A 12,829-nucleotide genomic window follows, 5' to 3' on the forward strand; every position below is an offset into this window, starting at 1 on the left:
AGTTTTGGTTTAGATCCTGAAGAATCTGCAAAGCCCTTTCTGCATCTTGATCTTTAGTTGAAGCTCGTAGATAAATACGTGTATTCATTTCTATCATTTAATCTTAATTCTATTAGATTAATGATAATACTATCATTTAATTATTGCATTAAGTCTAATGATAGATATTGTATGCGATTTGGCTCGCTATCATTCAGGTATAGTCTTTTGATAAAAAAAGCATGACTAAAAGCCATGCCTTGGGAATTCGTATAACGTGTATTATGTTAATTTTAGATAAACTAAAGATTATCTAGAAATTGAGATATAGCCAAAGAGAGCTTATAAGAAAAATAAGGAGGTACAGCATTCCCAATCATCTTGTAATTAGCTCCTGCTGATGAAATGAAGTCATAATCATCATCAAAGGTTTGCAGTCTAGCAGCTTCTCTTACAGTAATAGATCTAGCCTGCGTTGAGTCTGGATGTATATGACGTAATCCATCTTTATACAGATGCGCTGGAATAGTGTTACTAGCATCATCCCTACGCAATACATAATATTTATGTACTGCTGAAGTCTTACCTGTTCTTTCCGTATATAACTTCAATAATTCATCGGTAGAAGTAAACTTTTTAACTCCAGATTCAATATCTGCTGCTAAAAGTTTAAAAGTACCGATATCAGTAGGATTATGAAATCTTGGATCATGATTACTAACTACCACTTCACCTTGAGTATGAGAATATTTCTTCCCATTTACTTTATAAGGCTCTACTGGAAACAACTTAGGTAAGTCGCCTATTGCATCATCAACAGTTTTTAAAGGCTCATGATACTGGCTCAGAATATCAGTATAAAATTTTCTTAATACAGCTTCTGAGTCATGACATAGATCTTTGCGGATACCAATAATAATTACCCGATTTCTTTTCTGTGGCACACCAAATAAGGTCAGATCTTGGAGAGCATACTTTTTTAGATCAGAAACAATGGCATAACCATGTTTATCAAATTCTTCTCGAATCAGATCAACTACAGGAATATCTTTCGGTTTAGCTGAGAGTAAACCGATAACGTTTTCAAAGACAAAAACCTTAGGCTTATATTGATCTACCACTTTGATATAACTTTCAAAAAGATAATTACGATAATCATCTTTCATACTATTTTTATCTTGTGCTCGACCTGCAAGAGAATAAGCCTGACAAGGTGGTCCACCGAGAATAATATCGACAGTCTTATCGCCAACCACCTTATCAAGACCGACATGAGAACCATATTCAGGATCATCATTCCATCCGCTAAAAAGATCCTTAGTTCTTTGGATATCAAACCTCAGTACTTTTTCATCAGCTTGAGACTCTTTCCATTTCGTTTTTAAGCGATGAATCAAGTTCTGTGTCGGGTCTTTTTCCCATTCAACAGCTGCAACGAATTCAAATCCAACAGCCTTATGAAATCCTTCTGATAACCCACCACAACCAGCAAATAAATCAATAAATGTATAAGCCATTACTCTTTATCCAAGTATTTCTTAAGTGCTTTAGCTAAATGGAATCCTAAAAGTGGAGGTACAGCATTACCTACTTGTCTATATTGCTGTGTCTTATTTCCAAAGAATTCAAAATCATCAGGGAAACTTTGTAAGCGTGCATTTTCTCGAACTGTAGGCACCCGATTCCATTTGTAATGGAAGTGATTCCGATGACCTGTGTCAATCGTTTTAGATGGTTTTTGACTATGGTAACGAGTCCAAGCTTCGTTAAATTTACGACTGTCTCCCACACCCGGAGGTAAATCTTTATGGTTTCCACCTTCTGGTACTTGGGCAATAACAGATTTAACTAAATCTGTATGAACAGTTCCAACGTTGTTAAGTAATACTTTGGAATTTTTTCTCATAAATTCCTGATATTTCGACTTCGGTTCACATGGATATTCAGACCGTTCCTTACCTAAGTCATGTTCTAGGCTAGGAAGATCTCCAATAGCCTGTTCACACCCAACATATTCATCAGGGCTTAAAACTGGTTTTGGAAACTCAAAAGTCTCTCCATTTTTAAGTCCAACAAAGAAAATACGCTTTCTGATCTGTGGAACTCCATAGTCAGGTGCGTATAAAACTTGGAAGTTAATTGTATATCCCAACTCACCGAACTGTTCCAAAATCGCTGTTTTCGCTTTTCCGCCATATAACGTTGCTAGACCTGGTACGTTTTCAAGGACAAAAGCTTTTGGCTGAAATAACTTCACTGCTTCAACCATTGATTGGAATAATGTATTTCGAGCATCTTCTTCTTTACGTGTACCTGTTAGGGAGAAACCCTGACATGGTGGTCCACCGATAATGACATCAACCTTTTTTGTTTTAATCAGTCTAGCCATATCAAGAATCGTTTCTTTCTTAAACAAATCACCATGAAAAGCAATTGCATCACCGTGATTATGTTTAAAAGTCTTTAATGCGATTTCCTCATGATCAACACCCAGTAAAACTTCATAACCTGCATCCATAAATCCTCTGGACAATCCACCGCATCCTGAAAACATATCTATGACTGTGGGTTTTCTTTGAGACATTACTCTTGACCTTGAACAAATTTGGTCAAGAGTTTAAAGGATATTTTAAAAAAAAGCTGGAGGGTAACGCCAAAGATTGTCGTTTAACTATTCAATTATTTTCTAAACAGAGAAATCCATGTAATACACACCCTCTGCTTGTAACGAGACCGTGACATCGGTACGACCATAACGATCAAGATCAGCTTTGGTTATAACATGAGTAGGAGATACTCCTATTCTCTTCCTTAAATACAAACCTAATTCAGCTTTTGAATCACTAGAACAAATAGCTTTGGGATAGATTAAATCCCCTTGAGGTAAATTTTGTTCAAGCAATCCTTTCATAATAAAACCATCATCCCAGATCAGTTCTATTTCATCATTTTGACGCTGTAATTTTCCAGAGCGCTTACTAGGTGTACCCAATTTTGGCGGAAATAAATCAGGAAAGTTTTCAATAGCTTCTTTTGTGATTCGAATTTCTGCATCACCAATACAAGTATGAGAAGTCCCTCCAACTTGCGTTGAGTTAACTCCCCAATTTAGCCCACTCTTTGCTGGAACCTCTAAAACTCCATTTTTCTTTGCCAAGAATGAAAGTTTACATTCAGTTAGTAATCCTGAGAGGGTTGATGTCTTGGTTTTTGACTTGAACTTAACGAGGCTAGAATCACATGAGATAGAGTTTTTAAAAACTTTATCAAAATAGTTTTGCAATTGTCCAAATACAGCAGGATCTGCTTCAACGAGAACTTCTCTATCAGGTGTAGCCAAACCATTTCGGGAAAAGTTTGCAGATCCAATCAAGGCATCAACAATAGCCCCATCTTTTTTCCATAAATAGCACTTGGAATGTACAGCACTTTGTGAATAAAAAAGATCGGTATTCGTTAGTGAAGAATTGATTTTTTTCAAGGAATTATGGAGTTTTTCTCCAATACTATCAGCACCATACATTCCATATATGACATGACAATCTAGCGGTAAACTTTTTAAATTCGCAAAAGGGGCAGGACCAATATAACCAGTAATAATTAATAATTCGTCAGCATTACAATGAGTGTGCCTATTAAAAACAATGTTTTCTAAATTAGTACTGAACATATTGAAAATATTAGATTTTATGAATTCTGAATACTGTATCAAAGTTTCAAGGATTTAACATAAAATCTCTTATGCGAAATTAGGGGATATATCTTCAAAATGGGCTTAGCAGATCGTTTTATTCAAGGTTCAGAATCTTAAATCGACATGATGAAGCGCATTCAATATGAGATCACAACACATAAACAAGCCGATGACTGGGAGAGAAAACTGGAAGAATTAAGCATAAGCAGAGGGCGTTAAGCCCTTTTTTTAATCGTCCAATAATAATGGATTCATATTCGGATAACGTGCAATAAAATCTTTAACCTCAATATCAGATATATTATGCTCAACAAACATTTTTTTATCTGATTCTTTGATTATTAAATTAATTCTTGAAGCATTAGCATTTCTCAATTCTTCATTTTTTTGTCTTAATTCTTTAGCCAATGTTCTATATTTTAATTTTTTCATTTCTGCATATTTTTTTTGTAATTCAAAATGAATACTAGCAATAATACAGGCATTATGGAATTGTTTAAAATTATCATATATTTTCTCAGAAAATCTTACATAGTTCAATGTTTCAGGAAAGTCTAAATTTTTGAAAATATTAGGATATTGTTCTTTAATGGTTCTTTTCCAATATGCCAAGTAATTACCGACTTGATGACGTACACCGTGATAATGACCACGTTGAAATAATCGCTGAAATGCCCCCTCTATTCTCTCAGGGTGTTGCACTATTTGTTTAAAATATTTTTTTAATTCACAAGTAATAGAATTTTTTGATTCTTCACTTAAATACCATGTGTGACGAATATCTATATCGCCTTTCATTTTTGCATAATGATTATAACGATTAATAAGAGATTGGTTTTCTTTATATAATCGCTTGAGTATGCCATTGTTCTTATTGTGATAGCGCGTGTGCATATTAATTCCGTATTTATTTTTTAGTTGGGAATGAATTTCACCAAGCGAAAGTTTTTCTAGCAAAGCCTTGTCACAAGGCGGTAGAACAATCTTTTTCTTAATAATTTCAAAGTCTAACAAGCCCAGTTCTTCGGGATTCCAATAGTCTTTCTTTTCCTCACCTTTGGAATTTACATGCACAGCATACTGGCCAAGCGTATAGCCGCGAAATGTAATTAACTCGCTTGGATTTTGGGTGTAGATCGGGTGCATTTTTTGTTTTTTGACAAGCTCACGGTTAAGTCGTGCGATTTCCTCAAGATTATTGACTTTCTTTCGTGGGTTCGGACTGTAACCAGTTGTGAAAAGCCAAAAATCAATCCAACGTCCGACTTTTTCTTTATCGGCAGGGTCGTAATTCAGAACCAACGTCCAAGTTGGTTCACCTCGCCTGCGGATCGTCTTCCGCTGCTGTTCTGTTAAATCGAGTGAATATGCAGCAATAAGTTTTGGAATAATTCTGTTTGCCTCCTCGATTTTAAATTTACTTGTCATCCAGTAACGGGCATTGCTGACTGAAACGCAGTTGATTATGGCTTGTAAACAGTCTGTTGTTTTTATTGAGTAAAAGATCATTTCTTAGAAAAAAAATAAGGTAATTGGCACGAGTATAAAACACGTACCAGAGTTTAAAAGGCTTACAGCCTGCTTTTTCTTAACCACGAGCCAATTTCTTGACGAAATCGGCTCGTGCATAAATAAGAGTTCCGTAAATTGAGCGTCAGCAACATGCTGCTGTTTATTTCATGTGTGGGTTTTAAATATGAATGTCTGCTCCAAAGGCTCTATTTTGCGCTTTAAGAGTGTTTAATGATTTAACGAGGGGATTTATTGTTTTTAGAGTTAAACGAGCTAATATCCCCTATTTTTTGCTTCTAAACATAAATATATAAGCGAGTGTCTACGAGCGACACAATAAAAAGTTGCGCCTAGACTCCCTGAAAAACTCCTTTTGGGTGCTGTGAAGTCTAAAAAGCTTTAAATCAGATGCAAAAATAGACTCCTAGATCGAGCGAAGCGAGTAAAAAGTATTATGAGCGAAGCGAATTCATTTTTGCTTTTACTTTTTTTAAAGTCACGAAATTCTGAGCCAAAAATTGCCCCTACGAACTGAGCGAAAGCGAAGTTCAATAGAGTTTGAGCGTAGCGAAAACCGAGGGCAATTTTCATTTATTAATTTTAAAAGCTTTATTAAAAGCTTTTAATAGCTTTTAAAAAGCTTTTAAAAAGCTTTACGGCTAGTCTTAATGTATTGCTATATCAGTGTTTCAGACACTTAAGTGGGGGTGAAATGTTAGGTTATTGGCTTTAAGTGGGGGTGAAATGTTAGGTTATTGGCTTTAAGTGGGGGTGAAATGTTAGGTTGGTGGGGGTGAAATGTTAGGTTGGTGGGGGTGAAATGTTAGGTTGGTGGGGGTGAAATGTTAGGTTGGTGGGGGTGAAATGTTAGGTTTTAATTTAGATATGCTTGACTTATAAAGTGGGGGTGATTAGTATTTAAAATACCACCACATAATAGAAGAATAGTGATTTTAGATGGTTGTATCATTGAAGAAAATTAAAAATTTTGAGGAACATGACAAATCTCTTTTTCCTCTTGCAGCACCTGCCAAACGTTATCCAAAAGACTATGCTGTCTTTCAAAATATTTTCTGGCAATTAAAGCATGAGAAATCACCAAAAGACGATATTTTAAAATTGCTATTCTTTTTTAGCCCTAAAGTTAGGCTAGCATCAGATCCAAATGAAACAACAGAATTCACTGTAACAGCTAAAGAATATGCTGAATTGACGGGCTTAAAACCAAGCAGTGCTTATGTAGCCTTAAACCGAGTAGTAGATGCTCTCTACGACCACAGTGTAGTTTTTTATCATCTTGAAAAAGATCGAGAAATTCGAACAAGACTCATTAGTACATGCTCATACAAAGATGGATGTTTTTATATTTCTTTCACGCATTTTGCCCTATACATTATGTATGTTTTTAATAAACAAAACTCGTATACAAAATTTAAAGTTAAGTCGGCTGTTGCCTTACATGGTCACGGCTTAAAACTTTACCCCTTCTTGATACAAAATGAATTCCGGTCTAACTTCGATGTATCCATTAAAGAATTAAAAAGTGCTTTAGGTCTTGCAGAAAATTCATACCCAGAATATAGAGATTTCAAAAGTACTATTCTTAAACCTCATATTGATGATATTAACTCTAAAACAGAACTTACTATTGAGTTTAAAGCAGTCAAAAAAGAGGGACGCAAAGCTAGTCATGTTAATTTTATAGTTAGAAAAAAGAAAACTATTGGAGCTAACCAACAAAGTGAAACTGGTAGTAACCAAGAGCAAAATAAAATAACCGCAAAAATGGTTTATTTAACGATAATTCAAAGTAAAGAATTGAGTTTGAGATTCAAAGAATCTGGTGAGACTACAGACGAATTAGTAGAAAGAATAAAAATTGATTTTAAGAATAATGAAGGTAATAGATGGATTGAAAAACTAGCAGAATTCAATATCGACTTTACCATTAAACAAAAAGTTTGAAAAATTGCTGCTATACCTAGAAAAGTACGATTTAATTCAAAATAAGATATATGTTCAGCTAAGATGTTCAGATGAACATCCTTAAATACGTACTGAGGGATTGCATTGAACAAAACAAAATTCAGTGTCATGGACGCAAGTAAAGCTTTTAAAAAGTCACGAACAACAATATATGAAGCTATAAAAAATGGTGAATTATCAAGGGATCATGATGGGCTTATAGATTTATCTGAACTTATCAGAGTCTATGGCAATCCTATCGGTGTTCAGTCCAGTACACGTACAGAACACGCCCAGAAGGATGTACAAGTACGTGTTCAATCCGAGATTGAAAATGTATTGAAAGATCAAATTTCTCTACTCAAAAATCAGTTAGATCTAGCTAACCAAAGAGAAAAGTCTTTGATGCAGCATATAGAAGATTTGACCCACAGAATTGAGTTTAAAGGTCAGCTAGAACAACCAAAAAAAGAGCTAGATGAACATAAAGTTACTACTCATTCTGAAATGACAGAAAATTCTCGACCAGAACCAAAAGATGACGGATTGACTACTCCAGAACAGACGGAAAATAAGCGCATTCCAGTGCCGGAGCAGGTTGAACCGGAGCAGCCGAAAAGAGGCTTCTGGAGCCGATTTTTTCTGCCGAATGGCTAAGAGGCTTGTTTAGGTGTACTAATCAAAGTTGTGAAACATTGATCAAAGAATAGGCGTGAAACGTGAAAAATCATAAAAAAAGCCCGGTCATGGAAACTCGGGCTATCAACTAGGAACTACAGCATTGAATTATAAGGATAATTATACAGCATTTCGTATAAGGTGTATTATGTTAATTTTAGAAAATCTTCACTACTATTATTTTAAAATAAGCCTTATATCCAAGCATAAAACAAGGTTGTCTAGACTTCTTTTAACAGTAAAGTTATCATAAAACTGAATTTTATTTTTTAGGTAAGTTTATGCATTCTATCCGCATTCGTTAAGACACAACTATTTGCATAGTGACACTATTTTATAATGGTGGGCTTTTGTTGTGTCTTTAAGAATATATGCGGATATATAAAGTAAAAGTATGCTTAATTTATAAGTATGCTTTTAGTGCATAGTTTCCAGTTATAACTTAATTGACTAGCTATTTGTCCACCCTGTGGATGAATAGCTTTTTTTTTGGGAGGACACTGTGATGCTAGCTTTTGTTTTCACCTAAATCCTGTTTGCTGCATAAAAAATTTCAAGAGCTAAACAGGAGTAAATAAAAATGAGTTTAATTATTAAAGCGAGAAACATACGCTTGGATTATGCTGGGCGTGATGTTTTGGATATTGATGAATTGGAAATTCACTCTTATGACCGTATTGGTCTTGTGGGTGATAACGGAGCAGGAAAGAGTAGTTTACTCAAAGTACTTAATGGCGAAATTGTTTTAGCCGAAGCGACATTACAGCGTTTTGGTGATTTTGCACATATCAGCCAACTGGGCGGAATCGAAATAGAAACGGTCGAAGACCGGGCAATGTTATCTCGCCTTGGTGTTTCCAATGTACAAAACGACACAATGAGTGGCGGAGAGGAAACTCGTGCAAAAATTGCTGCCGCATTTTCCCAACAAGTACATGGCATTCTAGCGGATGAACCAACCAGCCACCTTGATCTCAATGGAATAGATCTACTTATTGGTCAACTTAAAGCATTTGATGGAGCATTACTTGTTATCAGTCATGACCGATATTTTCTTGATATGGTTGTAGACAAGATATGGGAGTTAAAAGACGGTAAAATTACGGAATATTGGGGTGGTTACTCGGATTACTTGCGTCAAAAAGAAGAAGAGCGACAACACCAAGCCGTAGAATATGAGCTGATGATGAAGGAACGGGAGCGATTAGAATCTGCTGTGCAAGAAAAACGCCAGCAAGCTAATCGATTAGACAATAAGAAAAAAGGAGAAAAATCCAAAAACTCTACCGAAAGTGCTGGACGACTTGGGCATGCAAAAATGACTGGCACCAAGCAAAGAAAACTGTATCAGGCAGCTAAGAGTATGGAAAAGCGTTTGGCTGCATTAGAAGATATTCAAGCACCAGAGCATTTGCGTTCTATTCGTTTTCGTCAAAGTTCAGCCCTAGAACTGCACAATAAGTTCCCGATTACGGCAGATGGTCTGAGCTTAAAATTTGGTAGCCGTACTATCTTTGATGACGCTAACTTTATAATACCGCTTGGCGCTAAAGTCGCTATAACTGGATCGAATGGAACAGGGAAAACGTCCTTGTTAAAAATGATATCAGAACGTGCTGATGGATTAACCATATCTCCAAAAGCTGAAATTGGCTACTTTACACAAACAGGATATAAATTTAACACGCATAAATCTGTGCTCTCCTTTATGCAGGAAGAGTGCGAGTACACAGTTGCGGAAATTCGTGCAGTATTGGCTTCAATGGGGATCGGAGCGAATGATATTCAAAAAAACTTATCCGACTTATCGGGAGGTGAAATCATCAAACTGCTTTTATCCAAAATGCTTTTAGGAAAATATAATATTTTGCTTATGGATGAACCAGGAAACTATCTTGACCTAAAAAGTATTGCCGCATTAGAAACAATGATGAAGTCCTATGCAGGAACTATTATCTTCGTATCTCATGACAAGCAATTGGTCGATAATATTGCTGACATTATCTACGAGATCAAAGACCACAAAATCATCAAGACTTTTGAGAGAGATTGTTAATGATAGCCAATCTAATCCGAACATTAATTATTGAACTCTTTAAAGGAAATTAAAAATGACAATTCAAGATATTCAATCACTTGCTGAAGCACACGGCTTGTTGCTTACGGACAAAATGAATTTCAATGAAATGGGCATTGATTTTAAGGTCGTTTTTGCTCTTGATACAAAGGGGCAACAATGGTTGCTGCGTATTCCTCGTCGTGATGGCATGAGGGAACAAATCAAGAAAGAAAAACGCATTTTAGAATTGGTAAAAAAACATCTTTCTGTAGAGGTTCCTGATTGGAGAATTTCATCTACAGAATTAGTGGCTTATCCCATACTTAAAGATAATCCTGTTTTAAATTTGGATGCTGAAACCTATGAAATAATTTGGAATATGGACAAAGATAGCCCGAAATACATAACATCTTTGGCAAAAACCTTATTTGAAATCCATAGTATTCCTGAAAAAGAAGTTCGGGAAAATGATTTGAAAATTATGAAACCTTCAGATTTAAGACCTGAAATAGCAAACAATTTGCAGTTAGTAAAATCTGAAATTGGTATAAGTGAGCAATTGGAAACCCGCTACAGAAAATGGTTGGATAATGATGTTCTATGGGCAGATTTCACCCAATTTATACATGGCGATTTATATGCTGGGCATGTACTAGCTTCAAAGGATGGAGCTGTTTCAGGCGTTATTGATTGGTCAACAGCCCATATAGATGACCCAGCGATTGATTTTGCTGGGCATGTAACTTTGTTTGGAGAAGAAAGCCTCAAAACTCTAATCATCGAGTATGAAAAACTAGGGGGTAAAGTTTGGAATAAACTATATGAACAGACTTTAGAAAGAGCAGCGGCCTCTCCTTTGATGTATGGTTTATTTGCCTTAGAAACTCAAAATGAAAGCCTTATCGTTGGAGCAAAAGCTCAGTTGGGAGTTATATAATTTAAAAATATGATTGCTGAGAACTGCCTTGTTTTGAAACTTGGTTGGCTTTAATTAGTTTTTAGTATTCTTTATAGAAAATGCCTCGATCAAGGGGCATTTCTAACAATCATTTAACATAAAATTTCTTATGTGAAGTAACCTGAATGCAGCGGTGCCCCATTGGGGGCGCGTTGAGATAAGCCTCTTTTAGATAACTTTAGCAACTCGATAGACAGTTGCAACTCCACAATTCACTGCTTTGGCAATTTCTTCCTTAGTCATATTGCCAACTACTAGCAATTCTTTTATTCGTTTATGTTTAGCCTCATTTGCCTTCTTGCCTGTTGGTTTGTAACCCGAACGTGCCAGGCCCTGCTTAATACGTTCTATACGTTTCTCATTGTCTAGGCGGGCCATTGTTGCCAGAAGATCAATCAACATATTGTTGATGAGTTCCAAGATTGAATGAGTAATGCTGTCACTGGTTTGAATCATTTGGTAGGTAGTAGGAAGATCTGCTACGACTAAACGAAGTCCCTTCTCCTGGATCCTGCGCTTCAGCTCTTGAAAATCTCGTTGGGTTAGGCGTGATAAGCGGTCAATACTTTCAACTAACAATGTGTCACCTTGATTTGCTTCTGACAGTAGCTTATTCAATTCAGGTCGGTCTAACTTCGTACCACTATAGTTTTCCACGTACACAATGGTTTCACCCAAATTCAAGTTTTGGTTTAGATCCTGAAGAATCTGCAAAGCCCTTTCTGCATCTTGATCTTTAGTTGAAGCTCGTAGATAAATACGTGTATTCATTTCTATCATTTAATCTTAATTCTATTAGATTAATGATAATACTATCATTTAATTATTGCATTAAGTCTAATGATAGATGCTTTATGTTATTTGGCTCGCTACCATTCAGCTATAGTCTTTTGATAAAAAAGCATGACTAAAAGCCATGCCTTGGGAAATCGTATAACGTGTATTATGTTAATTTAGCTTACTCTATGAAATTATTCAGGAATATTAACCAAACTAAAATCCTCTAATTTTGTTTGTTTATTAAAAATATGGCTATTAAATTTATATGATTCTTTTAACCTAAATTTTTTTGTATGCTCTGTTTTATTACTATTATGGTATTGATTATATTGTAAAAAAATATCACCATCTTTTTCATATGGATAAATTAAAACCTCACCACTTCTATCGTTATTACCTCTTATTGAATATTCATCTTCAATAAAATAAATATTTTCTCCAGAAATATAAGCAAATGTATTATTCTTTTTGATAAATATCTCATACATTTTAAAATCATATTTATTATTTAGTGGATAATAGATACCATTTTTTAGTAGTGTAAACATATGATTCTTCTTTGAATTAATGTTGTTCATATCATTAATTTTTCTAATATTTATTTGAATTTCTTTATCTATATGATGATTAATTAAAATTTTAAAACTAAGTGTAGGCTCTGTGTTCATAGTTTTTTGTATCCTATTCCAAATAAATACGCTAGAAAAAATTAATAAGATTATAAAAATCAATGGATAAATTATTTTTCTCATTTTATCTTCTTAATATAGCCTTTAGTTTGGGATCATAATTAAAAAGAGTAGCTCGCTAGAGCGAAATGAATTACTTCGAACAATTAAACGTGTAGGCAGGACACTATGGAAAAAATGGTCAGGCTATCATCGGCGAAGTTTGGTTGAAACTAAGATACATTGCATCAAATTATTAGGAGATAAACTCAGTGCAAGGAGTTTTGATAGCCAAGTGAATGAGATCCATGCACGTGTAGCAGTCCTTAACAGATTTACGGAATTAGGTCGACCACTTACCCAAGTTACGCCTTAAATTTGGCTCAAAATTAGGGGGCGCTTTGCATTTCAAATCTTTGTGCAACAGAGCCTTATGAGTATTATATTACTGAATAAGCCCTTAGAGGTAGGTTTGTGCAACAAAGTCCAATTAGATTAAGTTAGGTTTAATAAGTTTAATATATTTCTTTAAATGC

10 protein-coding genes and 2 pseudogenes are annotated in these 12,829 nt (G+C 35.1%); 5 read left to right on the plus strand and 7 right to left on the minus strand.

Annotated elements, in window-relative coordinates; genetic code table 11:
• The 5 genes and pseudogenes from FTV50_RS14645 to FTV50_RS14665 all read right to left on the minus strand — a co-directional run.
• A pseudogene (locus FTV50_RS14645) lies at nt 1-97 on the minus strand (resolvase); the annotation flags it as partial.
• A 184-nt stretch (nt 98-281) separates the two neighbouring features.
• Complete coding sequence (locus FTV50_RS14650) at nt 282-1,496, minus strand: DNA cytosine methyltransferase (protein WP_180024873.1); 1,215 nt, start codon at nt 1,494-1,496, stop codon at nt 282-284.
• Nucleotides 1,496-2,563 (minus strand): DNA cytosine methyltransferase, encoded by a 1,068-nt coding sequence (locus tag FTV50_RS14655; RefSeq protein ID WP_180024874.1) that lies wholly within the window; start codon nt 2,561-2,563, stop codon nt 1,496-1,498. The genes FTV50_RS14650 and FTV50_RS14655 overlap by 1 nt, the downstream gene beginning before the upstream one ends.
• Before the next feature lie 102 nt (nt 2,564-2,665).
• Nucleotides 2,666-3,649, minus strand: coding sequence for a restriction endonuclease PLD domain-containing protein (locus tag FTV50_RS14660; RefSeq protein WP_086335751.1), 984 nt, complete (start codon nt 3,647-3,649; stop codon nt 2,666-2,668).
• A 252-nt stretch (nt 3,650-3,901) separates the two neighbouring features.
• The gene (locus FTV50_RS14665; RefSeq protein ID WP_180024875.1) at nt 3,902-5,101 is read right to left on the minus strand and encodes a hypothetical protein; all 1,200 of its coding nucleotides are present in this window, start codon (nt 5,099-5,101) and stop codon (nt 3,902-3,904) included.
• Between the two features lie 1,041 nt (nt 5,102-6,142).
• On the opposite strand from FTV50_RS14665, the gene FTV50_RS14670 reads away from it, so the two are divergent.
• The 4 genes from FTV50_RS14670 to FTV50_RS14685 all read left to right on the plus strand — a co-directional run bounded on the left by FTV50_RS14670 (nt 6,143) and on the right by FTV50_RS14685 (nt 10,824).
• Nucleotides 6,143-7,150: a replication initiation protein gene (locus FTV50_RS14670; protein ID WP_180024876.1), complete on the plus strand. Its 1,008-nt coding sequence runs from the start codon at nt 6,143-6,145 to the stop codon at nt 7,148-7,150.
• A gap of 129 nt (nt 7,151-7,279) precedes the next feature.
• A complete protein-coding gene (locus tag FTV50_RS14675; RefSeq protein WP_180024906.1) occupies nt 7,280-7,807 on the plus strand; it encodes a plasmid replication DNA-binding protein in 528 nt (175 codons plus the stop codon).
• Nucleotides 7,808-8,408: 601 nt separating this feature from the next.
• Nucleotides 8,409-9,884 carry an ABC-F type ribosomal protection protein Msr(E) gene (gene msr(E), locus FTV50_RS14680; protein ID WP_000052512.1) on the plus strand — a complete coding sequence of 492 codons (1,476 nt, stop codon included), beginning with the start codon at nt 8,409-8,411 and terminating at the stop codon, nt 9,882-9,884.
• 55 nt (nt 9,885-9,939) lie between these two features.
• On the plus strand, nt 9,940-10,824 hold the full coding sequence (locus FTV50_RS14685; RefSeq protein ID WP_000155092.1) for an Mph(E) family macrolide 2'-phosphotransferase: 885 nt from the start codon (nt 9,940-9,942) through the stop codon (nt 10,822-10,824).
• 189 nt (nt 10,825-11,013) lie between these two features.
• Here the strand turns inward: FTV50_RS14685 and FTV50_RS14690 are convergent, their stop codons facing one another.
• Nucleotides 11,014-11,625, minus strand: a complete 612-nt coding sequence (locus FTV50_RS14690; protein WP_015060246.1) for a recombinase family protein — start codon at nt 11,623-11,625, stop codon at nt 11,014-11,016.
• A gap of 191 nt (nt 11,626-11,816) precedes the next feature.
• Nucleotides 11,817-12,293, minus strand: coding sequence for a hypothetical protein (locus FTV50_RS14695; RefSeq protein WP_180024877.1), 477 nt, complete (start codon nt 12,291-12,293; stop codon nt 11,817-11,819).
• A 127-nt stretch (nt 12,294-12,420) separates the two neighbouring features.
• Here FTV50_RS14695 and FTV50_RS14700 point away from each other — a divergent pair.
• Nucleotides 12,421-12,669, plus strand: a pseudogene (locus tag FTV50_RS14700) (transposase); the annotation flags it as partial.
• Between the last annotated feature and the right edge of the window lie 160 nt (nt 12,670-12,829).

Origin of the sequence: Acinetobacter sp. YH1901134 (assembly GCF_013416965.1) — a bacterium.
GTDB lineage: Bacteria > Pseudomonadota > Gammaproteobacteria > Pseudomonadales > Moraxellaceae > Acinetobacter > Acinetobacter amyesii.